Source organism: Mesorhizobium sp. LNHC252B00, assembly GCF_000502955.1.
Taxonomy (GTDB): domain Bacteria; phylum Pseudomonadota; class Alphaproteobacteria; order Rhizobiales; family Rhizobiaceae; genus Mesorhizobium.
This window is the reverse complement of the sequence record NZ_AYWO01000027.1, coordinates 31,953-56,887: the sequence shown is the minus strand read 5'-3', so window position 1 is coordinate 56,887 and position 24,935 is coordinate 31,953. Positions and strand designations below refer to the sequence as shown.

Annotated in this window: 20 protein-coding genes and 1 pseudogene; 10 read left to right on the top strand and 11 right to left on the bottom strand. The window is 62.7% G+C overall.

Features of this window, described 5'->3' with window-relative positions; translation table 11 throughout:
- Positions 1 to 16: 16 nt before the first annotated feature.
- The 3 genes from X744_RS145135 to X744_RS145145 form a co-directional block, all read right to left on the bottom strand.
- Complete coding sequence (locus tag X744_RS145135; protein ID WP_023761852.1) at positions 17 to 928, bottom strand: hypothetical protein; 912 nt, start codon at positions 926 to 928, stop codon at positions 17 to 19.
- 125 nt (positions 929 to 1,053) lie between these two features.
- Positions 1,054 to 1,488, bottom strand: a complete 435-nt coding sequence (locus tag X744_RS145140; RefSeq protein WP_023761851.1) for a CBS domain-containing protein — start codon at positions 1,486 to 1,488, stop codon at positions 1,054 to 1,056.
- Positions 1,489 to 1,883: 395 nt separating this feature from the next.
- On the bottom strand, positions 1,884 to 2,861 hold the full coding sequence (locus tag X744_RS145145; RefSeq protein ID WP_023761850.1) for a hypothetical protein: 978 nt from the start codon (positions 2,859 to 2,861) through the stop codon (positions 1,884 to 1,886).
- Positions 2,862 to 3,266: 405 nt separating this feature from the next.
- On the opposite strand from X744_RS145145, the gene X744_RS145150 reads away from it, so the two are divergent.
- The gene (locus X744_RS145150; protein ID WP_023761849.1) at positions 3,267 to 3,980 is read left to right on the top strand and encodes a DNA helicase; all 714 of its coding nucleotides are present in this window, start codon (positions 3,267 to 3,269) and stop codon (positions 3,978 to 3,980) included.
- Between the two features lie 8 nt (positions 3,981 to 3,988).
- Here X744_RS145150 and X744_RS145155 read toward each other — a convergent pair whose 3' ends face one another.
- Positions 3,989 to 4,912 (bottom strand): hydrogen peroxide-inducible genes activator, encoded by a 924-nt coding sequence (locus X744_RS145155; protein WP_023761848.1) that lies wholly within the window; start codon positions 4,910 to 4,912, stop codon positions 3,989 to 3,991.
- Positions 4,913 to 5,171: 259 nt separating this feature from the next.
- Between X744_RS145155 and katG the strand changes: the two genes are divergently transcribed.
- Both katG and X744_RS145165 read left to right on the top strand, forming a co-directional pair.
- Positions 5,172 to 7,367: a catalase/peroxidase HPI gene (katG, locus tag X744_RS145160; protein ID WP_023761847.1), complete on the top strand. Its 2,196-nt coding sequence runs from the start codon at positions 5,172 to 5,174 to the stop codon at positions 7,365 to 7,367.
- A 281-nt stretch (positions 7,368 to 7,648) separates the two neighbouring features.
- Positions 7,649 to 8,206: a GNAT family N-acetyltransferase gene (locus X744_RS145165; RefSeq protein WP_023761846.1), complete on the top strand. Its 558-nt coding sequence runs from the start codon at positions 7,649 to 7,651 to the stop codon at positions 8,204 to 8,206.
- Positions 8,207 to 8,316: 110 nt separating this feature from the next.
- Here the strand turns inward: X744_RS145165 and X744_RS145170 are convergent, their stop codons facing one another.
- Positions 8,317 to 8,733, bottom strand: a complete 417-nt coding sequence (locus tag X744_RS145170; protein ID WP_023761845.1) for a helix-turn-helix domain-containing protein — start codon at positions 8,731 to 8,733, stop codon at positions 8,317 to 8,319.
- 107 nt (positions 8,734 to 8,840) lie between these two features.
- Between X744_RS145170 and X744_RS145175 the strand changes: the two genes are divergently transcribed.
- Positions 8,841 to 11,039, top strand: coding sequence for a heavy metal translocating P-type ATPase (locus X744_RS145175; RefSeq protein ID WP_023761844.1), 2,199 nt, complete (start codon positions 8,841 to 8,843; stop codon positions 11,037 to 11,039).
- Between the two features lie 11 nt (positions 11,040 to 11,050).
- Here X744_RS145175 and X744_RS1000000174025 read toward each other — a convergent pair whose 3' ends face one another.
- The 3 genes from X744_RS1000000174025 to X744_RS145185 all read right to left on the bottom strand — a co-directional run bounded on the left by X744_RS1000000174025 (position 11,051) and on the right by X744_RS145185 (position 14,635).
- Positions 11,051 to 11,158 carry a P1 family peptidase gene (locus X744_RS1000000174025; protein WP_023761843.1) on the bottom strand — a complete coding sequence of 36 codons (108 nt, stop codon included), beginning with the start codon at positions 11,156 to 11,158 and terminating at the stop codon, positions 11,051 to 11,053.
- The gene (locus tag X744_RS145180; protein WP_023761842.1) at positions 11,158 to 13,326 is read right to left on the bottom strand and encodes an amylo-alpha-1,6-glucosidase; all 2,169 of its coding nucleotides are present in this window, start codon (positions 13,324 to 13,326) and stop codon (positions 11,158 to 11,160) included. The genes X744_RS1000000174025 and X744_RS145180 overlap by 1 nt, the downstream gene beginning before the upstream one ends.
- 205 nt (positions 13,327 to 13,531) lie before the next feature.
- Positions 13,532 to 14,635 carry a glycosyltransferase family 4 protein gene (locus tag X744_RS145185; RefSeq protein WP_023761841.1) on the bottom strand — a complete coding sequence of 368 codons (1,104 nt, stop codon included), beginning with the start codon at positions 14,633 to 14,635 and terminating at the stop codon, positions 13,532 to 13,534.
- A 155-nt stretch (positions 14,636 to 14,790) separates the two neighbouring features.
- Here X744_RS145185 and X744_RS1000000174600 point away from each other — a divergent pair, with 155 nt between their 5' ends.
- Positions 14,791 to 15,072 carry a hypothetical protein gene (locus tag X744_RS1000000174600; protein WP_023761840.1) on the top strand — a complete coding sequence of 94 codons (282 nt, stop codon included), beginning with the start codon at positions 14,791 to 14,793 and terminating at the stop codon, positions 15,070 to 15,072.
- On the opposite strand, the gene X744_RS145190 is transcribed toward X744_RS1000000174600, so the two are convergent.
- From X744_RS145190 to X744_RS145200, 3 genes are all read right to left on the bottom strand, one after another.
- Positions 15,015 to 16,199, bottom strand: a complete 1,185-nt coding sequence (locus X744_RS145190) for an MFS transporter (protein WP_023761839.1) — start codon at positions 16,197 to 16,199, stop codon at positions 15,015 to 15,017. The two genes, X744_RS1000000174600 and X744_RS145190, sit on opposite strands and share 58 nt — an antisense overlap.
- A gap of 174 nt (positions 16,200 to 16,373) precedes the next feature.
- Positions 16,374 to 16,571 carry a DUF2061 domain-containing protein gene (locus X744_RS145195; protein ID WP_023761838.1) on the bottom strand — a complete coding sequence of 66 codons (198 nt, stop codon included), beginning with the start codon at positions 16,569 to 16,571 and terminating at the stop codon, positions 16,374 to 16,376.
- A gap of 107 nt (positions 16,572 to 16,678) precedes the next feature.
- Positions 16,679 to 18,343, bottom strand: a complete 1,665-nt coding sequence (locus X744_RS145200) for a Na/Pi cotransporter family protein (RefSeq protein WP_023761837.1) — start codon at positions 18,341 to 18,343, stop codon at positions 16,679 to 16,681.
- Between the two features lie 397 nt (positions 18,344 to 18,740).
- On the opposite strand from X744_RS145200, the gene X744_RS145205 reads away from it, so the two are divergent.
- From X744_RS145205 to X744_RS145220, 5 genes and pseudogenes are all read left to right on the top strand, one after another.
- Positions 18,741 to 19,112, top strand: coding sequence for an RcnB family protein (locus tag X744_RS145205; RefSeq protein ID WP_023761836.1), 372 nt, complete (start codon positions 18,741 to 18,743; stop codon positions 19,110 to 19,112).
- Between the two features lie 141 nt (positions 19,113 to 19,253).
- A pseudogene (gene dnaG, locus X744_RS01000000170200) lies at positions 19,254 to 21,279 on the top strand (DNA primase).
- A gap of 511 nt (positions 21,280 to 21,790) precedes the next feature.
- Positions 21,791 to 23,812 carry an RNA polymerase sigma factor RpoD gene (rpoD, locus tag X744_RS145210; RefSeq protein ID WP_023761835.1) on the top strand — a complete coding sequence of 674 codons (2,022 nt, stop codon included), beginning with the start codon at positions 21,791 to 21,793 and terminating at the stop codon, positions 23,810 to 23,812.
- Between the two features lie 183 nt (positions 23,813 to 23,995).
- The gene (locus X744_RS145215) at positions 23,996 to 24,289 is read left to right on the top strand and encodes a GYD domain-containing protein (RefSeq protein ID WP_023761834.1); all 294 of its coding nucleotides are present in this window, start codon (positions 23,996 to 23,998) and stop codon (positions 24,287 to 24,289) included.
- Positions 24,290 to 24,423: 134 nt separating this feature from the next.
- Positions 24,424 to 24,792 (top strand): DCC1-like thiol-disulfide oxidoreductase family protein, encoded by a 369-nt coding sequence (locus tag X744_RS145220; RefSeq protein ID WP_023761833.1) that lies wholly within the window; start codon positions 24,424 to 24,426, stop codon positions 24,790 to 24,792.
- The last annotated feature ends 143 nt before the right edge of the window (positions 24,793 to 24,935 follow it).

The window sequence follows — 24,935 nt, the reverse complement described above, 5'->3', positions numbered from 1 at the left end:
CCTCGGCTGGGAGCATTCAGCAACTCTTGATCGGCCCGCGAGATACAAACGCAGCGGGAAGGTGCGAGGTGCAGGCCATCACCCATGTGATCGCCTCTCGATCATATTCGTCACCAGAGCGCCAGTCCTCGAAGAAGGCGTTCAACGTGCCGACACGCTCGGGCCAGACGTCGCTGGCCTGCAGCCCTAGTGACACGCCAAAATTGGTGAAAGCGAACTTCGTGTCGCGCAGCCACGGCGTGCGGCTGAAATAACCTGGCGGGTCGACCCACATCGTTTCCAGGGTTCTAAGCGATCGCCTCGTCTGGGCTTCGGCCCATGGTTCAGCGGGGAAGAAGTGGGCGAGCCACAGCATCATGCCGAGACCGAGATCCTGTTCGATATCGAGCGTTTGCCAATCGTGCTCGATCAGGTCACGCATCTGCGCGATTTCGGGCGCCAGCTCGTCTTCATCGAGAATCCGGTAGGAGACATAGCCGTCATAAGCGTCCATGCTGCCGAGGCCATAGCCGGGATAAGGACTGCTCAAGTCCTCCTGCATCTTCCAGACCACACCGCGGCCGGGGATCACAAAAGCCGGGTGAATGTCACGCGCCAGCGCGACACCGCGCGCGCGGTATCGCGGTTTCAGATCCCCGAGACGCGCCAAGGCAAACAGCCACATCGCCAGGTAGTGGAAGTACTGACCGTCACGATCAGCCGCTTCCCCGATCCTCAATCCACGCCGACGGCCGAGCACACGCTCTACATCGGCCACCAGCCGCTCAGCCTCATCCAGCCAGCGCGTCTCGCCGGTTTCCGTGTAGAGTGAGACGTAGAGCACGACCCCGAACGCATCGGTCCAGAGATAACGCAAGCCGTTAGGCCAGATGCCTTCGGCGCGCATCCAATCGAGTTTTCGCAGCACGTAGTCGACGTCACGCAACATTGGCACCAAACCCGAACGGATAGGCCATGCGGTTGCGGCATACCGGGCGATATCCGCCTCTGTTTGGGCTGGCTATCGCAATCTGGTCGGCAGCCCGCAGCCAACGCCGCCCTTGTTCGCTGACCTCAATGCAACTGCGAATGCTGTCCGCCATGCCGCGAGATGCCGCTCAATGCCTCACCCGCTTCTGCCGATTCGCCATTCATGGCGAGGTCGCCCAGCGAAACAATGCCGATCAGCCGCTTGTCGCGGTTCAACACCGGCAGGCGCCTTACTTGAAGCTCACCCATTCTGTGAAGGACGTCGTCTGCGTCTTCGTCACCGAAACAATATTCGACGTCAGGGGTCATCACCTCGCGAATTTTGGCGTCGGGTCCTTTGCCTTGGGCGATGCCGCGGATCGCGATATCCCGGTCCGTTATCATGCCGACGAGCCGGTCGTTCTCACCCACCGGCATGACGCCGGCGTCGAGACGGCCCATGGTTCGAGCGGCCTCGCGTATGGTTTGCTCCGGATTGGCGATCTGGACGTCTTTCGTCATACAATCGGCAATTCTCATCGTAACCTCCTCTAGTTCCGCGGCCCCGCGCCAGCTGATGCTTGAATGAGCGCCCTTGGAAAACGTTCCATGGTTTCGGTCTGCACGAGCAAATAGCCTGCCGGCCCCCTTTGGTCCCCTTTTTCATGTGCGAACCACCGTCGGCGACGGTCGAAGGAGAATGCGCCATGCGCGGCAAAATCGCCGAACCCTGAAGAGCGTTATGTAGGCGCAGCACAAGCACCGGCTGCCGACATTGCGGCATGATCCATTCACGACCGAGGCAGCCGCGGCGTCACGCCAGCGCCGTGGAGGTCGCTTGCTGGCTGGAGTATCCAGCCGAGTTCATGCAGCCTGTGCTCGGTTTTCTACGCTGAGCCTCGGCATGGTCGAGTGAAGTCCGCAGGGAGCGAACTTCATGGCCCTTTGCAAATCGGCACCGGTTGTGGCGGCGGTGCCGGGTGATCCTTGCTGTACTGAGCGATGATCGGCTCGAGGGTCTTTCTCGGCCAGAATTTCGGAGTGCCTATTTCCTTCAGGCAGGACGCGTTCCAGTAAGCGCCCGACTGCGAACGGCTGGACGCTACCGCGGCGATGTCACGTGATTCAGGGTAGATGTAGAGCGTCGTCGGGTTGTCCTTGACCATTGGGATGATCTGCTGGGCATCCGCCGGCGACCAGCTGGTGCAGCCATTGCTGCGGCCGCTTGCGTAGTCCACCAGCTTGCCGAACGGCACGTAGCCATCATGGTCGGCGTGCGAGCTTTTGGGATTTTTGCGCAGGCACATGCCGTGCAGCACCTGGGCAGCGTGGCCGCCGATCACCCGTTGCCTGGCGTTCGCGGCTTCGCCCTCGCCGTCGAACTGTATGAAGGTGCGCTGGAAAACCGCGTCCTGTTTCGCGCCGATGCGGTAGTAGCCCTTGAACGAGGTTTTCGCCTCGCTGGTCATATAGGCGCCTCCGGCGGTCAATGATGAATCCATCGCATTGCCGAAGTTCTTCGCGCAGCGTCTGCCGTTGGCGAAGTCGACGACGCCTTTCAAATTCCGGCCGCTGCCATGGCCCGACGAAATCGCGCGAAACGACTGGCTGGCTTCGCAAATGACATAGTAGCGGTGTCCGGGCTTGCCATCGCCCAGATCGCTGGGGCGCGTCGCGTCCATGGCAAAGTAGCAGGGGTTTTTGACCGCACCTTGCGCCACCTTCTTGAGGTAGAGCGCGCGCGCCCGTTCCAGCACCACCTGTGAGATCTGCCCGTCGCTGTCGCCGACATGGGCCTGTAGCCAGGCCGGAACGTCAGATGGTGCGGCAAAGGATCGGGCCGAGACCGCCACTGCGATGACCATGAGAAGAAGGCTGGCGACGACACCCAGATAGACAGATCTCAACCGCACCGGATCAATTCTCCTATCGAAGGGCCTTGCGATTCCTTGCGCCGCCGAGAATCGATCATAAATGGTCCTGCACCAATCGGCGAAACACATCTTGTTTAGCAGGACCCTTTGTTTTTTGCGTGCCCTCCTGCAAGCCCATTCGAAGAGCCGCGAGGGAGTTCGCGCGTTGAAACGGCCTACGCCCACGCGGCGGTTCCAGGTTTACGGTCAACGACTCAGCATCTTTGACTTATCCGCGATTTTCGATCCACAGGGATTGAGCTATCATCTGATTCTGGCGCGCCCACGCCTCCTCCCTCCGCCGGGAAAGCATCGCTCATGCGGGGCTATTCGATCACCGAACCAACTGTTCGAGCCCAGGCATAAGGAGGGATTGCGGAAACTGCTCGCACCAGGAGGTTTGCAATGAAGTTGTCCGCGCCGGTCTATCATCTGAAACGTCAAGCCAGGCTGTTGTCCCGGCAGCGCAAGGTTCCGCTCCATGAAGCGCTCGATCGTGTTGCAGCACGGGAAGGTTTCAGCAGCTGGAGCCTGCTTGCAGCAAAGGCGGCCGAGGCGGCGCCTGCGGGCGTACTGTTTGCGCAACTTTCGCCCGGCGACCTGGTCCTGGTCGGCGCACGACCAGGCCACGGCAAGACGCTGATGTGCCTCGAACTCGCAATAGAAGCCATGAAGTCCGGCCATCGCGGCGTGTTCTTCACGCTGGAATATACGCAAAGGGATGTGCTCGACCGGTTTCGCGCCATCGGGGCGGATCCGGCGCGGTTCAACGACCAATTCGTGTTCGACAATTCCGATGTCATCAGCGCCGACTACATCGTCAGAACGCTGGCGGCGGCGGCGCGAGGTACGCTGGTGGTCATAGACTATCTGCAACTGCTCGATCAGAAGCGGGAAAACCCGAACCTGATGGCGCAAGTCCGCACGCTGAAGGCCTTTGCCCGCGACAGCGGATTGATCCTCGTCTTCATCTCGCAGATCGACCGGTCATACGATCCGTCGAAGAAGCTGGTCCCCGATATCAGCGACGTACGCTTGCCGAACCCGCTGGATCTGTCGCTGTTCAATAAAACCTGCTTTCTGAACGAGGGCGAGATCCGGTTCCAGGCGGCAAGCTGACGATCCGGTCAGGCAACCTTGACTGGGTGATACTGCGCGCGCAGCGCATCGGACGACTGGCGAACCACTTCGGAGATCAGCAGCAGCTGTTTGGCGATCGGGCTTGTCTTGCGCCAGATCATGCCGATGGTCCGCGACGGCTGAGGACTGGCGAAGTGGGCGATGGAAACCGACGCCGAGCGTGTCTCCACCGGCACGGCCATTTCCGGGATCAAAGTGACGCCGACGCCGGCGCCGACCATTTGCACCAAGGTCGACAGCGAGCTGCCGTCCAGCAACTCCCTTGGCCGTGCCGAATGCATATTGCAGAACGACAGCGCCTGATCGCGGAAACAATGGCCCTCCTCCAGCAAAAGCAGCCGCATCTCGCGCAGCATTTCGCGATTGGGCACCGGCTTTCCCTCGTCCTCGCCGGGCCGGACCAGCACGAAGTTCTCGGCAAACAGCACGATTTCGGTCAGCGACGCTTCCGATACCGGCAGCGCGACGATGGCCGCGTCGAGCCGGCCGTCGGCCAGTTCCTGGATCAGCTTCTGCGTCTGCGTCTCGCGCACGTGGATTTCGAGGCCGTCATGCATGCGGGAAAGGTTGCCGATGATGGCAGGCAGAAGGTAGGGCGCGATCGTCGGGATCACGCCGATGCGCAGCCGGCCCACGAGCCGGTCGCGCGAGGCGCGGGCCAGATCCGTCAGTTCATCTACCGAGCGCAGGATGTCGCGGACGCGCAAGGCAAACTCCTCGCCGAAATTGGTCAGCCGGACCTGTCGCGGACCTCGTTCAAAAAGCTCCGTGCCCAGCGTTTCCTCCAATTCCTTGATCTGCACCGAGATGGCGGGCTGGGAGATGGCGCAGGCATCTGCCGCGCGTCCGAAATGGTTGTGTCTGGCCAGCGCTTCGAAATAACGCAGCTGCTTCAGCGTCAGGTTTGTCATAGCGTAATCTTATCGCTGCAATCAGGAAATCCAACTTAAATTAATCACGCGACTTTGCTATAGGAACTGCGAGGAAGATCAGGAGCAGCCGGGACCATCTGGTCCAGGCGCTCGCAGCGATGGACATCCAAGATATTCGGTCGCGTATCGGGGACAGGTCATCGCGCCTGCCATGAAACGGACCACCTCCAGGGGCATCCAGTGTCCTTGCTCACGCAGCCGTTGAAACAGCTCAACACAGCCACGATCGGAGAAAAACATGGACGCCAACACAGACGACAACAGCAAGGGCAAATGCCCGGTTGCGCATGGGTCCTCCCGCAGGAGCAACCGTGACTGGTGGCCAAACCAACTTGACCTCGGCGTTCTGCACCAGCAATCGAACCTTTCGGATCCGATGGGCGAGGAGTTCGACTATGCCGAGGAATTCAAGTCGCTCGATCTCGATGCGGTGATCAAGGATCTGCACCATGTGATGACGGATTCGCAGGATTGGTGGCCCGCCGATTTCGGCCACTACGGACCGCTGTTCATCCGCATGGCCTGGCACAGTGCCGGCACGTATCGCATCGGCGACGGCCGTGGCGGCGCCGGCGCCGGCCAGCAGCGTTTCGCGCCGCTCAACAGCTGGCCGGACAATGCCAATCTCGACAAGGCGCGCCGGCTGCTGTGGCCGGTCAAGCAGAAATATGGCCGGAAAATCTCCTGGGCCGACCTGTTGATCCTCGCTGGCAATGTCGCGCTCGAATCGATGGGCTTCAAGACCTTCGGCTTCGCCGGCGGCCGCGCCGACGTCTGGGAGCCCGAGCAGGACGTGGATTGGGGTTCGGAAACCAAGTGGCTCGACGACGAGCGCTACTCCGGAGACCGCGAACTCCAAGGCAATCTCGGCGCCGTCCAGATGGGCCTGATCTACGTCAATCCGGAAGGGCCGAACGGCAAACCTGATCCGCTGGCCTCGGCACGTGACATCCGCGAAACCTTCAGCCGCATGGCGATGAACGACGAAGAGACCGTGGCGCTGATTGCCGGCGGTCACACCTTCGGCAAGACGCACGGCGCCGGCGATGCCTCGTTGGTGGGGGCCGAACCGGAAGGCGCCGGCATCGAAGCGCAGGGCCTCGGCTGGTCGAGCAAGTACGCCACCGGCATTGCCGGGGACGCGATCACCTCGGGTCTCGAGGTGACCTGGACCACGACGCCGACAAAGTGGAGCAACAACTTCTTCGACAATCTGTTCAACTACGAATGGGAGCTGACGAAAAGCCCGGCGGGCGCTCACCAGTGGACGCCGAAGGGCGGCGCTGGTGCCGGCACCGTGCCGGATGCGCATGATCCGTCAAAGCGCCGCGCGCCTTCCATGCTGACCACCGATCTCGCGCTGAGGGTGGATCCTGCCTATGAAAAGATCTCGCGGCGTTTCCACGAGCATCCAGACCAGTTTGCCGACGCGTTTGCCCGCGCCTGGTACAAGCTGACCCACCGCGACATGGGCCCGGTCGCTCGCTATCTCGGCCCGCTCGTGCCGAAGGAAGTGCTGATCTGGCAGGATCCGATCCCAGCGGTCGATCACGAAATGGTCAGCGAGCAGGATATCGCATCCCTGAAGTCGAATATCCTGGCATCGGGCCTGTCGGTTTCCGAATTGGTCTCGACCGCTTGGGCGTCGGCCTCGACGTTCCGCAATTCCGACAAGCGTGGCGGCGCCAACGGTGCCCGCATCCGGCTCGCGCCGCAGAAGGACTGGGAGGTCAACCAGCCGGCCGAACTGTCGAAGGTGCTTGCCAGGCTTGAAGGCATCCAGAGCGAGTTCAACGCGGTACAGACCGGCGGCAAGAAGGTCTCACTTGCCGACCTCATCGTGCTCGGCGGCGTCGCCGCGATCGAGAAAGCCGCGAAGGATGGGGGCCATGAGGTGAAGGTGCCGTTCACGCCGGGCCGCATGGACGCCTCTCAGGAACAGACGGATGTTCATTCCTTTGCGCCGCTCGAGCCGAAAATCGATGGCTTCCGCAACTATGCCAGGGGCAAGCAGCCGATGTCGACCGAAGCCATGCTGGTCGATCGGGCGCAATTGCTGTCGCTGACGGCGCCGGAGATGACGGTGTTGGTCGGCGGCTTGCGGGTGCTTGGCGCCAACACGGCCAAGTCGAAGCATGGCGTGTTCACCGACCGGCCGGGGACGCTGACCAATGACTTCTTCGTCAACCTGCTCAGCATGAACACGATCTGGGATCCGGCCGCCGGCTCCGACGAAGTCTACGAAGCGCGCGACCGTAAGACCAAGGCGGTCAAGTGGACCGGCACGCGCGCAGACCTGATCTTCGGTTCGCACGCACAATTGCGTGCACTTGCCGAGGTCTATGGCTCCTCGGACGCCGGGCAGAAATTCGCCAGGGATTTCGTGGCGGCATGGACCAAGGTGATGAACGCCGACCGCTTCGACATCGCCTGAGATCGCGAGAGCGGGATGCATTTGAATTGAACCTGGCATCCCGTTCTAACTGTTTGTTTTAGCCGCATTTCTGCGACGCCAAGCGACTCCGCTTGGCTGCAAAATGCTCTAGTGGCGATCCGGTGCGGCCTTGCCGGAGCGCCATCTTCCCACGACTTGGATCAGGGCCGCGTTTTCAGCGATGGGAACGCGGCCCTGTCGCAAGAGGCTGCCCCTTGGTGGATCGTGCCTTGCCGGGCAATGCTGTTATCTTGTCTGCATAGCGTCTCCGCTGGTGCACCATGATCGAAATCGTCAAACCCGCGCTTGAACATTTGCCGTCCTACAAGGCGGCGCTCGAGCGTGGCTGGTCGCCGGACAATGTGCGGCTGATGGAAGCGACGCGCGAGCAGCTTGCGGCAATCGAAAAAGATCCGGTGGCCTTTCTCGCCGACCTCGACGATCCACAGGCCAGGGGCGGTCCGATCACCTTGCCCGATGGCAAGCAAGTGCCGCGCCTGCCGGGCTTCCGCCGCTGGATCTGGGACGGCGAGGCATCGGGCTCGATCGGCTTCCGCTGGCAGCAGGGCACGGCAGAACTGCCGCCACATGTGCTTGGCCATATCGGCTATGCGGTGGTGCCGTGGAAGCGGCGGCGCGGCTACGCCACCGAGGCGCTGCGGCTGATGCTGGACGAGGCGAGGGCGGTCGGCTTACCCTATGTCGAGATCACCGCCAAACCAGGCAATCCAGCCTCGCACAGGGTGATCCTTGCCAATGGCGGCAGGCTGGTCGAGCGCTTCTTCGAAGACGCCGCCTATGGCGGGGTGGAAAGTTTGCGATTCCGGATCGAGTTGTAGGGTGGGGGGCGGCGCGGCCGGAGGGGCGGACGTGGTTGTGCAACGCTGCGGCTCTCTGAGGTCACGGCGCGGAACCCATGCGGCTGCGCCGCGTCGCTCCTTGCTCCGCCTCACCCATGCTCGTCAGTGCACAGCGCGTGGTCGGACAGCGCGCGGATGACGTAGCAGTCGCCGACCGTCTCACCATTGCAGCAGGTGGCGATGCGTTCGAGTTCGGCCTCCAGCCGCTTCAACTGGGCGACCTTGTCCCGCACCGAGATCAGCTGTTCCTCGGCGATCCTGTCGGCGTGGCCGCAGGGCTGCTCGGGGTGGCCGCTCAAGTCGATCAGCGAGCGGATATCCTCGACGGCGAAGCCGAGGTCGCGGGCGTGGCGGATGAAGGCCAGTCGTTCCAGCTCCTGCCTGGAATAGCGGCGCTGGTTGCCTTCCGAACGCTCGGGTGCCGCGACCAGGCCCATCTGCTCGTAGTAGCGGATTGTCGGCACCTTGACCCCGGTGCGGCGCGAGAGATCACCGATCGAAAACATGAATTTTGCCTCTTGAAGCTCTAGTGGCTAGAGCAATTACAGTGCCTCACATCAGCATTCAAGACCAATGCGGCGACGCCGCGCGGGCAAGACAGACAGGCGATGTGATGACGGTGCCTCTCAAGCAGACGCGGTTCAGGATCGGCGGCATGGATTGCGCCTCCTGTGCGGCGAAGATCGACACGGCGGTTCGCCGTCTCGACGGCGTCGCCGATGTCTCGGTTTCGGTGACCAGCGCCAGCATGACGGTCAGTCACGGTGGCGCACTGCCGGAAGGCAAGGTGCTGCGGCAGGTTGCGCGGCTTGGGTATGGCATCATAAAGGCCGAAGCCAGGATCGATGGGCAGGCTTCAACAGTCAAAGCGTATGACCATGCTGATCATGGCGAGCCGGCCAGCAAGCAGGCCGTCGCTTCAACCCATCTCCACATGGGTGGCGAGCCGGGGCAGGCGTGGTGGCGTTCCCGCCGGGCAGTGCTGACGGTGGCTTATGCGGCAGCGCTTCTTGCTGCCTATGCCATCGGCTATCTGTTTCCGGCGGCCGAGCGCTGGGTGTTCTTGGCCACGCTGCTGGTCGGCTTGGTGCCGGTCGCGCGGCGTGCGCTGATGGCGGGACTGGCCGGCACGCCGTTCTCGATCGAGACGCTGATGGCCATCGCGGCGACAGGCGCCGTGATGATCGGCGCGACGGAAGAAGCGACCGCCGTGGTGGTGCTGTTCCTGATCGGCGAACTCCTGGAAGGTGTCGCCGCCGGCCGTGCGCGGGCGAGCATTCAGCGACTTGCCGATCTGGTGCCGAAGACAGCACTGGTCGAGCGCGCAGGCGGCACATCGGAGGTTCCCGCTGAAGACCTTTCGATCGGCGACGTCATCGTGGTGCGGCCGGGCGACCGAATTCCGGCCGATGGCGAGATCGTCGAGGGTTCGAGGTATGTCGACGAGGCGCCGGTGACCGGCGAGAGCACACCGAAGCGCAGGGGTGTCGCGGAAACCGTCTTCGCCGGCACGATCAGCACAGACGGCGTGCTCAAGGTGCGGGTGACGGCAGCCGCGTCGGACAACACCATCGCTCGCGTCGTGCGGCTGGTGGAAGAAGCGCAGGAGGCCAAGGCGCCCACCGAGCGCTTCATCGATCGTTTCTCGCGTTATTATACGCCAGCGGTGCTGGCCGTCGGCGCGCTGGTGGCGCTGCTGCCGCCGCTGCTTGCCGACAGCGACTGGAACGAGTGGATATACAAGGGCCTGGCGATCCTGCTGATCGGCTGCCCCTGCGCGCTGGTCATCTCGACGCCGGCGGCGATCGCCGCAGGTCTTGCGACCGGCGCGCGGCGTGGCTTGTTGATGAAGGGCGGTGCCGTGCTGGAAGGGTTTCGAGGGATCACGGCGGTCGCCTTCGACAAGACCGGCACGCTGACGGCCGGCAGGCCCGTGGTGACCGACATCGTGGCGTATGGCCGCGATGAACGCACCGTGCTGGCGCTGGCGGCGGCCCTCGAGCAGGGCTCCGGCCATCCGCTGGCGACGGCAGTCCTGGACAGGGCCAAGGCAGACAAAGCTCCGGTGCCACCGGCGCTGGCGGCGAAGGCGATTTCCGGCAAGGGCGTCGAGGGCAGCGTCGGCGGCGTCGCTGTCTTCCTGGGCTCCGGCCAGGCGGCAGGAGAACGCGCTAACATGAACGAAGCGCAGCGCCTTGCCGTCGACAGCCTCAACGGCGAGGGCAAGACGGTGTCTGTGCTGGCGGCCGATGGCGTGGTGGCGGGGTTGATCGCCATGCGCGATGAGCCGAGGCCGGATGCGGCGGCGGGTATTGCGGCACTGAAGGCCGAGGGCATTCGGGCGGTGATGCTGACCGGCGACAACCGCCGCACCGCCGAAGCCATCGCCGCTTCGCTCGGCATCGAGGCGCGGGCGGAGCTGCTGCCGCAGGACAAGCAGCGCATCGTCGGCGAGTTGCGGCGCGAAGGGCTCAAGGTGGCCAAGGTCGGCGATGGCATTAACGACGCGCCGGCGCTCGCCGCCGCCAACATCGGCATCGCCATCGGTGGCGGCACCGATGTGGCGCTGGAAACCGCCGACGCTGCGATCCTGCATGGCCGGGTCATGGACGTCGTGCGCATGGTAAAACTGTCGCGGGCGGTGATGGCCAATATCGGCCAGAACATCGGGGTGGCACTCGGGCTGAAGGCGGTGTTCCTGATCACCACCATCGCCGGCATCACCGGCCTGTGGCCGGCGATCCTGGCCGATACCGGCGCCACCGTGCTGGTCACCGCCAACGCCATGCGCCTGCTGCGCTGGCGCGGGTGAGGTCGACAGTCTTACCGGAGGATCGCGGTGACGCCGGTGTTGATGTCGCCGTTGAGCAGCGTGCATTGGCGAACACGCACATCGGGCACATCACTGATCGCATTGTGCGATCCGACCACTAAGAGTGCACCACCAGCGGCACGAGGCCCTCGTGCCGCTCATCGAGATAGCAGACCATGTGGTCGCCGATGCGCTGAAACGTAAGGTCGACCTTCGCCTCACCGACCGCTAAGTGTCGGATCACGATGTTGTCGATGCCTATCGGCAACCGGGGCTGCTGGACATTGATCTCGTGTTTCCAACCGTCGACTCGAATCCCCAGGCAGGCCTGCAGCAACATAAAGGCGGATCCGGCCGACCATGCCTGTGGCAGACAGGCTACGGGGTAGGCTATCGGCGCGTCGCCGATCGCGCGGGTAAAGCCGCAGAATAGTTCCGGCAGCCGCATGTTGAAGCGGACCGCCGCCTCAAACATACTGCTCATCAGCTTTACAACGCTTGTCCGCTCCTGGTAGCGGGCGAGCCCAGCGGCGCAGATCGCCGTGTCATGTGGCCAGATCGAACCGTTGTGATAAGACATCGGGTTGAATGGAAGCTCGTCGTCGGCCAGGGTGCGAACGCCCCAACCGCTGTGGAGGTGAGCTGACAGCAGCTGCGCGGCAATCGACTGCGCCCGTTCCGCTGACGGCAGTCCGACATAAAGCAGGTGACCCGCGTTGGAGGCACGCACGGCGCATTGCTTGCCTTCTCCGTCTATTGCCAAGGCGTAGAAGTTGCTCTCCGGCATCCAAAACCGCGTCTCCACCGCGCTGCGGATCGTTTCTGCCATGGCGCTCCAGCGTGCGGCCTTGGCGTCGTCGCCGCGCTTTGCCGCCAGTGCAGCCATGCCTTGGTAGGCCGCAAAGACATAGCCTTGCACCTCTACCAATGCGATTGGTCCCTTGGGTATCGTGCCATCGGCATGGAAGATCGCGTCGGCGCTGTCCTTCCAGCCTTGGTTGAAAAGCCCCGTATCCGCCCCCCTGTTGTAGGTCACGAAGCCCTCTCCGTTGCGAGCTCCGACCTCCTCCATCCACGCGATCGCCGCACACAGGGAATCCCACATGCGATCGACGAATTCGTGATCGCCCGTGCGATCGGCGTAGGAGCAAGCCAGGTAGACATAGAGCGGAGTGGTGTCGACTCCACCATAGTAGCGGCCGAACGGCAGTTCGCGCAGTACAGCCATTTCCCCCTTGCGCGTTTCATGCATGATCTTGCCGGGCTCGGCATCGTCAAATATCGACGTTTCTGTCGACTGATAGCGGGCAAGGTACGCCAGGACGCCGCGAGCGAGCTCAGGGTTCAGCCACAACATCTGCAAGGCGGAAATGACGCCGTCGCGGCCAAAGGCGGTCGAGAACCAGGGAATCCCCGCGTACGGATATGGCCCAGTTTCCAGATCAGTGGTCAGCAACGCGATGTCGGCGCGCGTGCGCGTGAGCCAGTCATTAAACACGCGACCGGAACTGAACACCGTGGCGCCCTGTCGACGCTTTGAGCGCATGGCAAACCGGGCCCGTGCCGCGGCCGCTCGGAAACGATCACTGGATGGGGCTTCTTCGCTGTGACCGACCTCCAGATACAGCTCTCTTCTGTCGCGCCTTGCCACCAGAATGCGAAACTCGGCGTGATTGGGATGCACCTGATCGGGCCTCATCGAAAACGCGATGACAGATTGGCGCGATACACTGTCGAGGCCTTCGTATCGGAACGTGACGCTCGTCTCGCCGACCAACGCATCATGCGCGCGACCACGGCGGCTTCGGGTAGTGCCTCGCACCTCGAACATATCACGGAAATCGGCGTCAAAGTCGAAACGGACCGGCAGCAGCACCTCGCGCCTGGCGTAGTTCGAGAACGTGATCCGCTCGAACATGCGGTCCTGCCAGATGAACCGGGTCCGATTGATGTGGACGACGCCTGGCAGCGTTTCGCTGCCGTTTGGCCCGATGGTGGCCAGATTGGTGAGATTGGCGTTGAATAGAATGTTGTCCTGCGACAGCGAGGCGCCGAGCAGCGAGGGCATACGGCCGCCAATGAACAGACGGAAGCGCGACAGCACACGCGTATCGTCGCGGAAGAGCCCGTCGCCAGTGCCGCGTATGTCACCATAGCTGTCGGTGACGATGAAGCAGTCCTCATGCTTCAGGGCAAATTGCCTGTGCGGCTCGCGCGGCGCCGATTCGTCCAGTGCCGGGAGAGCCACGGCTGGATCAAGCTTTCGGTCTTCGACTTCGATGGTCATGTCAGCCCTCCTGTTCAGAAGAGACTTGGGCGGCAGAGGCGCGCACATGCTCCCACTCGCTTGCGCCGAACCTCCCTCATCAACAATATTCGCATCAGTCCCGTACTCGGGCGTGCGGTCGCGGATAGCGTGGTTCGAATTCTTGGCGAATGATTGGCAACTTTCGCTCTTTCGGCTCGATCAAACGCGGTTCGAACCATCGGTTCTAGGCGGCCGGCTTGGCCACGACCATCGCAGCCGCATCCGCAGCGCAGCCATTTTGGGGGCCAGGTGCAAGTCGCCTGGTGCCCGCGAGCAAGCGGTAGACCGCCATGTAGTCGCGGCACATGCGTCCAACCGTGAACCGCTTTTCGAAAATTTCCCGCACCCGTGCACGATCGAGATCGCCTACCCGCCGGACGGCCTCGACAGCTTCGCCAACACCTTCCACGATCAGTCCGGACACTCCATCGTCGATGACCTCTGGAACGGCGCCGCGGTTGAAGGCTATCACCGGGGTGCCGCAGGCCATTGCCTCGATGGTTACAAGGCCGAACGGTTCGGGCCAGTCGATCGGAAACAGCAGCGCTGTCGCTCCGCCCAAAAAATCTGCCTTCTGCCGTTCATCGATCTCGCCAACGAACTCGACGTTCGAATGTCGAAGCACCTTGGGTTCGACCTTCTCAGTCCAAAATGATTGGTCCACCGCGTCGATTTTGGCGGCGATCTTCAGCGGCATCCCGGCGCGCGCTGCGATTTCTATCGCGGCTTCCGGCCCCTTTTCCGGTGAGATTCGGCCAAGGAACGCCAGATAACCCGAGGCTTTCGGCCGGAAGGGGAGAATGTCGGGCGGCAGGCCGTGATAAACTGTTCCGAGCCAATCGACCGGTGGCATGGGCCGGCGCTGGTCATTGGAAATCGAGACCAGTGGAAGGTCGTCGAACATCGCGTAAAGTTGCGCCAGGTCCGGAAGGTCGAGCCGGCCATGTAGGGTGGTAACGGTTCGCCGCGCGAACTCACGGATCATTGGAAAGTGGAGAACATCGACGTGAAAATGCAGCACATCGAATTCATTCGCCCGTCTGCGAACCTTTTCAAGCATCATGACGTGATACGGAACATGGTTCTGGGCGCTAGGGTTCAGCCGTAGTGCAACATTGCAACACGCGACCAGTTCGGCCGAGGTGCTTGAATCGCCGCTGGCGAACAACGTCACTTCGTGGCCCTGTCGAACCAGCTCTTCCGTCAAATAGGAAACGATACGCTCAGTTCCTCCATAAAGCCTCGGCGGTACCGACTCGATCAGAGGTGCGATCTGGGCTATCTTCATCTGCGGAATACCTGAAAGCGGAAGTCAGCCTTCAAACCAACCGGCGATGGCACGACCCTCCTTCACCTATTCACATCACCGCCAACTTTCGGATTGCTGATTTGTTCCGGGGAACAATCGCTGCGCCGCGACGCCGCCCCGAACAACGACAAGGGATGCCCATCTCGGCGCGAACCGCCGTCGAAACGGCGGATGCGGCGATCCTGCATGGCCAGGGCATGGACCTCGTGTGCGTGGTAAGACTGTCGCGTGCGATGATGGCCGATATCGGACAGAACATCACCCTGACGCTGGGGCTGAAGGCGGTGTTCCTGGTCACCACCATCGTCGGCGGCCTGTGGGCGGCGATCCTGGCGCGGATCAGGGCTTTGTTCGAGCTCTACTCCGCTGGGGCCGTCAGCGGCGGCGTGGCTTTGCTGCGTCCTTCCCAGACATAAGAGGCGAGCGCCACCGCGACCGCGACCAGCATGGCGACGGCACCGAGCAGCGGCAGGCTGCGATAGCCAAATCCGGCATTGAGCGTGGCGGCGCCCAGCGACGCGGCAAGCGCGATGCCGACATTGAAGCCGGACGGAATGAGCGACGAAGCGAGGTTCGAGGCGTCCGCCGTCCAGGCCAGGATGCGGGTCTGGATCGGTGTGCCGATGGCGAAGTTGAGGCCGCCCCAGACGACGATCGCGACGACCATCGGCAGGGGAAAGGGGCTGACGACATAGATGACGGCTAGCGTCGCCGCCTGCAGGGCCAGCATCGAGATCAGCGACGGCATCAGCTTCCAGTCGGAGAGCTTGCCGCCGAGGAAAACGCCTAGCGTGGCGCCGACGCCATTGAGCAGCAGCACCCACGGCACCCAGCCCTCGTCGAGCCCGGTGACCTCCAGCAGTGTCGGAGTGATGTAGGTGAACAGGCCGAACTGGCCGATCATCAGCATCAACATCAGGATCAGCGAGGTCCAGACCTGCTGGCGGGCCAGCACGCGAACCTCGCGGGCAAAGCCGGCGGGCCTCGCCGACGATCCGGTGGTGCGCGGCAGCAGCGCTGCCATGGCAAGCGTTGCCGCCACGCCCAGCGCGCACATCACCCAGAAGGTGGCGCGCCAGCCCCAGATGTTGCCTATCGCGGTGCCGGCGGGCACGCCGATGACGTTGGAGACAGTAAGGCCGGACAGGATGACGGCAACCGCCATGCCGCGTTGATCCTCGCGCACAAGACCGACGGCGACGACCATGGCGACGCCGAAATAGGCGCCGTGCGCGACCGCGACGGCAATGCGCAACAGCAGCATCGAGGTGAAGTCGGGCGCCAGCGCGCAGGCGGCCTGGCCGATGGTGAAGGCGACGGCGAGGCCAAGCAGCAAGTTCTTGCGCGACAGCAACTTGGTGGCGAGCGCCAGCAGCGGGCCGCCGACGGCGATGCCACAGGCATAGCCGGAGACGAGATAACCGGCGGAGGGAACCGAAACGCCGAGCCCTTGCGCCACTTGCGGCAGCACTCCGGCAATCACGAATTCAGTGGTGCCGAAGGCAAAGGCGGCGATGAACAGGGCGATGAGCGGAAGCGACATGGCCGGAATTGGATCCTCGATTGCAGGCGTCAAACCACGGACGGGCGTCGCGGACAATTCAGAAATTGTTGGCGCCGGTTTAGGTTTTCTTGATCGAGACCCAACGCAACCTGCTGGCGTGACAGCCGGTGAGGGCGCGCCGGGTCGGTCGCGCGAACGCCGCTATGCTACGGTCTAGCGCCCGTAGGGAATTCTCAGCCAGGCGCGTTCATGGGCATAGTAGAGCAAGGATTTGGTGGCGACCTCGGTCAGGCCGATTGTCGCGGCGAGCTTGACGCTTCCCGTCACGACCAGCGAAATGATCATCGTGTCGATGGTGCCGGTCACGCGCCAGGAGAGCGCCTTGGCAAAACTGCGTGAGTGGGTATCCATCGATTTCCTCCGAAAGGCTGGGCTAATGAACCCTTATCCCGACTGGAGGAAACAGAGCAAAGGTATTTTGCCGCAGAAGGGCGCACGGCACCTGATGGTGTCGTGGATCAGCTCGCCTTCAGCCGCGACCCGGTGAGCAGGCCGCGCTCTTCGAGCACCGGATAGGCCATCGAGGCCAGCAGCGAGTTGATCTGCTTCAGGTCGCGGATGGTGTCGAGATGGATCGAACTGGTCTCGACGCTTTTGGCGGTGCCGTCGCGCAGTCGTACGAAATGACTGGCGCTGGTTTCCTTCTCGCGATCGCGCAGCCGGTCCTTTTCCAGCACCAGCTGGCGGGCTGTCTCGGGGTCGCGCGAAACCAGGACGTTGAAGGCCAGCCGTGCATTGGCGAGCACCGAGCTGTGGAAGGCGAACAACTCGCTCCAGCCTTCGTCGGTGAATTCCAGTCCGCGCTCGAACTTCTTCTTCACATGCACCAGCATGTTGCGCACGATGATATCGCCGACCTGCTCCAGCTTGACGCAGGCGCCGATCAGCTCCTGGCAGCGCAACGCCTCGTCCTCGGTCAGCGAATTCCTGGTAAGCTTGGCCAGATAGAGCTTGATCGCGGCGTGCTTTCTGTCGACGCGGTCGTCGAGTGCAGCCAGCGCCTTGATCTTGTCGGCGTCGGTACTTTCATAAAGTTCGATGATGCGCTTCAACATGATCTCGACTGTCTCGCAGACCCGCACCACTTCGCGCGTGGCATTGGCTAGCGCCTGGCTTGGCACGTCGAGAGCGCTCTCGTTAAGCGCGGATAGCTCGACGACATCGAGCGAGGCGGCCGGCACTGGCTTGATGCCAAGCGCGACAATCTTTTCGGAAGCGCGATAGACGAAGCCGGCCAGCGGCAGCCCGGCGAGCAGGATCAGCACATTGAACAGGATGTGGGCGTTGACGATCTGGTCCGCGGCCGTCGAACCAAGAAAGGCGAAGTGCGGCCTGAAGATCATGACCAGGATCAGCATGACCAGAGAGCCAAGCCCGCGCATCAGGAGATTGCCGACCGGCACGACGCGCACTTCGGGGCTCGACGAGCGGGTCAGCATCGGCGCGATGATCGAGGAGCCGAGATTGACGCCGAGGATGAGGACGACGCCGAGTTCCGGCGTGATCAGGCCGCGGCCGGCGAGCGTCGCCATCAACAGAACCGCCGCGATGCTCGACTGGAACAGCCAGGTGATCAGCGCCGCCAACAGGTAGGCGGTGATGGAATCAGTCGAGAAGTAGTTGATGATGACCGGCAGGAGCTGGCTGTTGCGCAACGGCTCCGATGCTTGGCCGATCATTTCCAGCGACAGGATCAGAAGACCGATGCCGACCAGGATGCGGCCGGACTGGCGCCAATCGCGGCGCTCGGTAGCCATGAACATCACCGTGCCGGTGATCAGGCAGAGCGGCACCAGCAGGGTGAGATCGAAGGTCAGCAGCTTGACCACCAGCGCCGAGCCGATCTCGGCGCCGCGCACGGCAAGCTGGCCCGCGGCGCCCGAGACGATGCCGGAGCCGGCGAAGGAGCCGACCAGAAGCGTGACGGCGGTGGAGCTCTGCAACGCGATGGCGAGGCCGGTGCCGGCCAGCACCGCCATGACCGGATTGCGCATGGTGGCGCGCAGACGATGGCGCAGCACGTCGCCATAGGCGCGCTCGACGCCGGTCTTGACCATGCGGGTGGCAAACAGCATCAGCGCCACGGCGCCGGCCAGATGCAGAAGAACGACGGAGCCGCTCATCTTGCCGCACGCATGCGAACAGGGCGCGCAACGCGGCCAGCGTGGCGGGCGGGATGAAAAGCGGGGTTACGAATCATGTTCATGGCAGTCGCCGATAATACTCGAATATTTTAGCCGGATAATAAAATATTGTCGATTTTAATGGCCGTTGCCGCGCGACAGGCCGCGACAGGCGGTGTCGGAAAATGGATTGAGGCGCAAATGGTTGCATTGCCAAGCCGCTGTGGGGCGGCGGATCGGCCAAGTTTGCCGCGCGTTTGGGCTCTTGATTTTGCGAGGATGTCCAACTCTCTCGGATAAATAGATGAATTCATTACACAATTGTAATGCAGGCGTTCAGTTTCGGTTCATCGATGTCCCGCCATTCCTCTGATGTCGAAAACCAAGGAGACTTCTCATGAAACGCATTATCCTTTCGGCCCTCGCTTTCTCGATGCTGGCCGCCACGTCATTCACCGGCCAGGCCGCGTCGCTGAATGCGCCGGTCGCGCCGCAGTCGAACTACAGCCAGGTCGACTGGCAGAAGCCCGGCAAGCATGTCGACGTGCGTAAGCGCGTCGTGGTGAAGAAGAAGGTCGTCGTGAAGCGCAGCCATTGGCGCAATGGCCAGAAATATTCCAGCTGGAAGCGTCACCAACCGATCCGCGATTATGGCCGGTACGGCCTGCATCGTCCCGGTCGCGGTCAGGAATGGATCCGCGTCGGCAACGACTACGTGCTGGTCGGCATCCTCTCCGGCGTCATCTTCGGCGCGCTTGCCGCGCAGTAACCGGCAGCTTACCGGGCATTGAAAGGGAGGCGACCCGCAACGGCCGCCTTTCTTTTTGCCCTGTGGAAACCGGGTACGGCCCGCATTAGGGGTCGTCGGATTTCGCGGGCATGATTATATGGTGGGGAAACGAGTTCCCCGATGCGCTTCCCACCCGCCTTCCTCGACGAGATACGCGACCGCGTGCCGATTTCCCAGCTTATCGGCCAGCGCGTTGCGTGGGACAGGAAGAAGACCAACGCGCCGCGCGGCGACTATTGGGCCTGCTGCCCGTTCCATGGCGAGAAAAGCCCGTCCTTCCACTGCGAGGACAAGAAGGGTCGCTACCATTGTTTCGGCTGCTCGGTGTCGGGCGATCATTTCAAGTTCCTCACCGAACTCGATGGAATGAGCTTTCCCGAAGCGGTCGAGAAGATCGCCGACATGGCTGGCGTGCCGATGCCGGTTCGCGATGCCCAGGAGGAGCGGCGCGAAAAGGAACGCGCCAGCCTGACCGATGTCATGGAGATGGCGACCACCTTCTTCCAGGAGCGGCTGCAGGGGCCGGAAGGCGCAAAAGCCCGTGCCTATCTGCGCGATCGCGGCCTGACACCGGCGACACAGCAATCGTTCCGGCTCGGTTTCGCACCCGACAGCCGCAATGCGCTGAAGGAGCATCTCGCCGCCAAGGGCATTCCCAAGGCCGATATCGAGGCCTGCGGATTGGTGCGCCACGGCGACGACATCCCGGTTTCCTATGACTGGTTCCGCGACCGCATCATGTTCCCGATCCCGGATTCGCGCGGCAAGATCATCGCTTTCGGCGGGCGCGCGCTGCAGCCGGATGCGCTGGCCAAATACATGAACTCGCCCGACACCGAGCTCTTCCACAAGGGCGATGTGCTCTACAATTTCGCCCGCGCCCGCCAAGCGATGGGAAAGGGGGCCCTGGCCAAGGGCGGCACGGTCATCGCCGTCGAAGGTTATATGGACGTCATCGCGCTGGCGCAGGCCGGCTTCGAGAATGTCGTGGCGCCGCTCGGCACCGCGCTCACCGAGAACCAGCTCGAGCTGCTTTGGCGCATGGCGCCGGAGCCGATGCTGTGTTTCGACGGCGACAAGGCCGGGCTCAAGGCAGCGTGGCGGGCCGCCGACATGGCGCTGCCGTCGGTGCAGGCCGGGCGCTCGGCGCGCTTCGCGCTGCTGCCGGAAGGCAAGGATCCCGACGATCTGGTCAAGGCCGACGGACCGGATGCGTTTCGCATCGTGCTGGCCGAGGCGCGACCGCTGGTCGATCTGTTGTGGATGCGTGAGACGGCGGGCGGCGTCTTCGACACGCCGGAGCGGCGGGCCGAACTCGAGAAGACGCTGCGCGAGCTGACCAGCCGCATCCGCGACGAAAGTCTGCGCTACCATTATCAGCAGGAGATGCGCGAACGCGTGCTGAGCTTTTTCGGCTCCCAGCGCAGCACCAGGCAAGGACGCCAGGATGGACGACCGGGCCAGGGCAAGGCCGCCGCGCCCGGCGGTCAGTTCGCCAAGAGCGGTGGCGGCCGCATCGCCATCACCGAAAGCCTTGGCCAGTCGGCACTGGTCAAGCGCGGCAGCGAGGGGATGTCGGTGCGCGAGGCGACGATCATCGTCGCATTGGTCAACCATCCGGCGCTGATCGACGAGAATTTCGCCCATATCGAGTTTCTCGATCTTGGCAACTCGGACCTGAGGCGGCTGCATGGCGCGATCCTCGANCGAGAATTTCGCCCATATCGAGTTTCTCGATCTTGGCAACTCGGACCTGAGGCGGCTGCATGGCGCGATCCTCGATGCAATGGCGCATGACATGGCGAATGACCGTCAGGCCGTTATAGCGACGATCGAACGCGCCGGCTGCGCCGAGATCTGGGAGCGTGCCGTCGGCCTGATCCGGCGAATGCGGCAATGGCCGGCATTGGAGACCGCCGCCCTTGACGATGCCCGCGACGCTTTCAGCCAGGCACTGCACTTGCAGCGCAGCGCGCGCACCTTACATAAGGAGCTGAAACAGGCGGAAGCGGCGCTCGCTACTGATCCCACAGACGAAAATTACCGGCACCTGATCGAAATTCAGGCGCAATTTCAGGATGTACAGGCAACGGAAGCGCTGATCGAAGGATTCGGTGTGTCCTCGGGCAGGGCCGGGCGGGCTTAAGGCATGATCCCGAAAAGCGGGAACCGGTTTTCGGAGAAGATCATGCTTCCACCAAGAATGACAAGGCCTTTCCGATCCAAGGAGCGGAACGGGCCTCGCAAGAGAATGACAGTGAGGCGTTGCGCGTCCAAATGGTGCGCGGCGGGCTAAGTCGGGTAATTGATTCGCTTTTTTAAGGCGAATCATGCGAGAGGCGCTTGACCTTCTGGCAGAATGACGGAATCAGGACGATTCGAAACGTTAACCCGAACCCGCGTCGACGGGAAATAAGCGATGTGGGGGTACTGGTCACTGGACAGGCAGCCTGCCTGCCACAGATACCAGGGTTAATCTGGACTTAATGCGTGTCGCCCAAAAGGAAACCGGTTTTGGGGACAACGACATGCACCAAACGACGAGTTGATGCAGTTACTGGCCCGGTGAACCGCGTTCATAAGCGAGCGCATCCGATTTGACTGGTCCGACAGCTTACGCGGCTTTGATGTTCGGCCGCTAGGAGAAGAAAAAGACTATGGCGACAAAGGAAAAGGAAGAGGTCGAAACCGAACGCGAAGGCGCCACCGATGGCCCTCTGCTCGACCTTTCCGATGATGCTGTCAAGAAGATGATCAAGGCCGCCAAGAAGCGCGGCTATGTCACGATGGACGAGCTGAATTCGGTGCTGCCCTCCGAGGAAGTAACCTCCGAGCAGATCGAGGACACGATGGCGATGCTGTCCGACATGGGCATCAACGTGGTCGAGGACGACGAGCAGGGTGAGGAGCCCGAGGCCGCCGACACCGCGGCCGATGCCGAGGAAGACGCCAACGAGCTGGCCGAGCAGACCGGCACGGCCGTTGCCGCCACCACGACGAAGAAAGAACCGACCGACCGCACCGACGATCCGGTGCGCATGTATCTGCGCGAGATGGGCTCGGTCGAGTTGCTGTCGCGCGAGGGCGAAATCGCCATCGCCAAGCGCATCGAGGCCGGCCGCGAGACGATGATCGCGGGCCTGTGCGAAAGCCCGCTGACCTTCCAGGCCATCATCATCTGGCGTGACGAGCTCAACGAATCGAAGATCCTGCTGCGCGAGATCATCGATCTCGAAGCCACCTATGCCGGACCCGAAGCCAAGCAGGCGCCGGTGGTCGAGCGCATCGAGGAAGCCAAGGTCGAGGACAAGCCGCGCCGTTCGCGCGACGAGGAAGACGACGTCACCAATGTCGCCGCCGATACGCGCGGGCTGGTCGATGACGACGAGGAAGACGAGGACGAAGCGAGCCTTTCGCTGGCGGCCATGGAAGCGGAACTGCGCCCGCAGGTGATGGAGACGCTCGACGTCATCGCCGACACCTACAAGAAGCTGCGCAAGCTGCAGGACCAGCAGGTCGAGAACCGTCTGGCCGCCGCCGGCACTCTGTCGCCCAGCCAGGACCGCCGGCTGAAAGAGCTGAAGGACCAGCTGATCAAGGCGGTGAAGTCGCTGTCGCTCAACACGGCGCGCATCGAGGCGCTGGTCGAGCAGCTCTACGACATCAACAAGCGCCTGGTGCAGAACGAGGGCAAGCTGCTCAGGCTCGCCGAAAGCTACGGCGTGCGCCGCGAGGAGTTCCTGAAGGAATATCAGGGTTCCGAACTCGACCCGAACTGGACGCGCGCGATCGGCAACCTGACCTCGCGCGGCTGGAAGGAATTCACCAAGAACGAGAAGGACGCGATCAGGGACCTGCGCGCCGAGATCCAGAACCTCGCCACCGAAACGGCGATCTCGATCCTGGAATTCCGCAAGATCGTCAACCAGGTGCAGAAGGGCGAGCGCGAAGCCGCGATCGCCAAGAAGGAAATGGTCGAGGCCAATCTGCGCCTCGTCATCTCCATCGCCAAGAAATACACCAATCGCGGCCTGCAGTTCCTCGACCTGATCCAGGAAGGCAATATCGGCCTGATGAAGGCGGTCGACAAATTCGAATACCGCCGCGGCTACAAGTTCTCGACCTACGCGACATGGTGGATCAGGCAGGCGATCACCCGTTCGATCGCCGATCAGGCACGCACCATCCGCATCCCGGTGCACATGATCGAGACGATCAACAAGATCGTGCGCACCTCGCGCCAGATGCTGCACGAGATCGGTCGCGAGCCGACGCCGGAAGAGCTGGCCGAAAAGCTCGCCATGCCGCTCGAAAAAGTGCGCAAGGTGCTGAAGATCGCCAAGGAGCCGATCTCGCTCGAAACGCCGGTCGGCGACGAGGAGGATTCGCATCTGGGCGATTTCATCGAGGATAAGATGGCGATCCTGCCGATCGACGCGGCGATCCAGGCCAATCTGCGCGAGACCACCACGCGCGTGCTGGCCTCGCTGACGCCGCGCGAGGAACGTGTGCTCCGCATGCGCTTCGGCATCGGCATGAACACCGACCATACGCTGGAAGAAGTCGGCCAGCAGTTCTCGGTCACGCGCGAGCGCATCCGCCAGATCGAGGCCAAGGCACTGCGCAAGCTCAAGCACCCGAGCCGCAGCCGCAAGCTGCGCAGCTTCCTGGACAGCTAAAACCTGCCGAGATCAAAGAGTTCAAGGGCGCCACTGGCGCCCTTTTTCGTACAGGGGCGCGTGCTCTTGCGGCTCGCACCCTTCGGGAGGATAATTCGGCGTCGGATGCATTTTTTGGGCGACAACCCGGATGCCCGCCCCGGCCAAGCCGCCGTGCTCCGTGGCGCCGGAGGGAGGTGTGCCATGACAAGTTACATCGTGCTGATGAACTGGACCGAGCAGGGCGCCAGAAACGTTCGCGATTCGCCGAAGCGGCTCGACGCCGCCAGGAAGCAGCTGGGAGACATGGGCGGATCGTTCAAGGCTTTCTACCTGACCATGGGCGAATACGACATGGTGGCGGTGGTCGAAGCCCCCGACGACGCGGTCCTGGCGCGTTTCTCGTTGATGCTGGCGGCGGCCGGCAATGTCAGGACGCGGACGCTGAAGGCCTTTCCCGAATTAGCCTACCGCGAGATCATCACCTCGCTCGGATAGGCTCTGTGGTGAAAGGGCCGGAACCGACTGGTCCGAGGGTAGTCTCGTTCGCACGCAACCGATCGAGCGACGTCTTGACGGCGCCCGATCGTTTGTGGTCCTTCAGGTTGCGTTACCAAACAAATGCCGAGACTATGCTGACCGTCTGGTACAACACGCGCTGTCCGGTTTGCGATACAGGCATCAGCAGGCAGAAGCGGCGGCTGATCGAAGCGGTCAAGGCCGGACGGATCGAATTCCGCGACATCAACCTTGAACCGGCAGCGCTTGCCGCATACGGCGCGTCCCTCGAGGATATCCGCCGCCGGCTGCACGCCACCGACGCTGGTGGCCAACTGCTGGTCGGGGCCGATGTGGCGATCGCCGTGTGGAAGGTCACGCCGGGCGAGGGCTGGCTGGCGACTTTGTTCGGCAATCCCCTCGTTTTGCCGCTGACACGCTTTGCCTATGATCGGTTCGCCGACCTGCTCTATGCCTGGAACCGGCGCAAGGGTCGCTGGTAATCCTTGCTTCGCGGGCAGCATTGCGTTCGCAAAGACCACCGGCGGGGCAGCCAACAATTTCGCGCGTCGCCTCGTCGAGCACTCAACACCCCTGTTGCGTTTTGTTCCATCGACATCAAATCGCTGGCAACGCAGTCAGATAC

Coding starts and splice junctions, on each gene's coding strand:
- X744_RS145135 (WP_023761852.1), bottom strand. CDS start 928: ATGTTGCGTGACGTCGACTACGTGCTGCGAAAACTCGATTGGATGCGC.
- X744_RS145140 (WP_023761851.1), bottom strand. CDS start 1,488: ATGAGAATTGCCGATTGTATGACGAAAGACGTCCAGATCGCCAATCCG.
- X744_RS145150 (WP_023761849.1), top strand. CDS start 3,267: ATGAAGTTGTCCGCGCCGGTCTATCATCTGAAACGTCAAGCCAGGCTG.
- X744_RS145155 (WP_023761848.1), bottom strand. CDS start 4,912: ATGACAAACCTGACGCTGAAGCAGCTGCGTTATTTCGAAGCGCTGGCC.
- katG (WP_023761847.1), top strand. CDS start 5,172: ATGGACGCCAACACAGACGACAACAGCAAGGGCAAATGCCCGGTTGCG.
- X744_RS145165 (WP_023761846.1), top strand. CDS start 7,649: ATGATCGAAATCGTCAAACCCGCGCTTGAACATTTGCCGTCCTACAAG.
- X744_RS145170 (WP_023761845.1), bottom strand. CDS start 8,733: ATGTTTTCGATCGGTGATCTCTCGCGCCGCACCGGGGTCAAGGTGCCG.
- X744_RS145175 (WP_023761844.1), top strand. CDS start 8,841: ATGACGGTGCCTCTCAAGCAGACGCGGTTCAGGATCGGCGGCATGGAT.
- X744_RS145180 (WP_023761842.1), bottom strand. CDS start 13,326: ATGACCATCGAAGTCGAAGACCGAAAGCTTGATCCAGCCGTGGCTCTC.
- X744_RS145185 (WP_023761841.1), bottom strand. CDS start 14,635: ATGAAGATAGCCCAGATCGCACCTCTGATCGAGTCGGTACCGCCGAGG.
- X744_RS1000000174600 (WP_023761840.1), top strand. CDS start 14,791: ATGCCCATCTCGGCGCGAACCGCCGTCGAAACGGCGGATGCGGCGATC.
- X744_RS145190 (WP_023761839.1), bottom strand. CDS start 16,199: ATGTCGCTTCCGCTCATCGCCCTGTTCATCGCCGCCTTTGCCTTCGGC.
- X744_RS145195 (WP_023761838.1), bottom strand. CDS start 16,571: ATGGATACCCACTCACGCAGTTTTGCCAAGGCGCTCTCCTGGCGCGTG.
- X744_RS145200 (WP_023761837.1), bottom strand. CDS start 18,343: ATGAGCGGCTCCGTCGTTCTTCTGCATCTGGCCGGCGCCGTGGCGCTG.
- X744_RS145205 (WP_023761836.1), top strand. CDS start 18,741: ATGAAACGCATTATCCTTTCGGCCCTCGCTTTCTCGATGCTGGCCGCC.
- rpoD (WP_023761835.1), top strand. CDS start 21,791: ATGGCGACAAAGGAAAAGGAAGAGGTCGAAACCGAACGCGAAGGCGCC.
- X744_RS145215 (WP_023761834.1), top strand. CDS start 23,996: ATGACAAGTTACATCGTGCTGATGAACTGGACCGAGCAGGGCGCCAGA.
- X744_RS145220 (WP_023761833.1), top strand. CDS start 24,424: ATGCTGACCGTCTGGTACAACACGCGCTGTCCGGTTTGCGATACAGGC.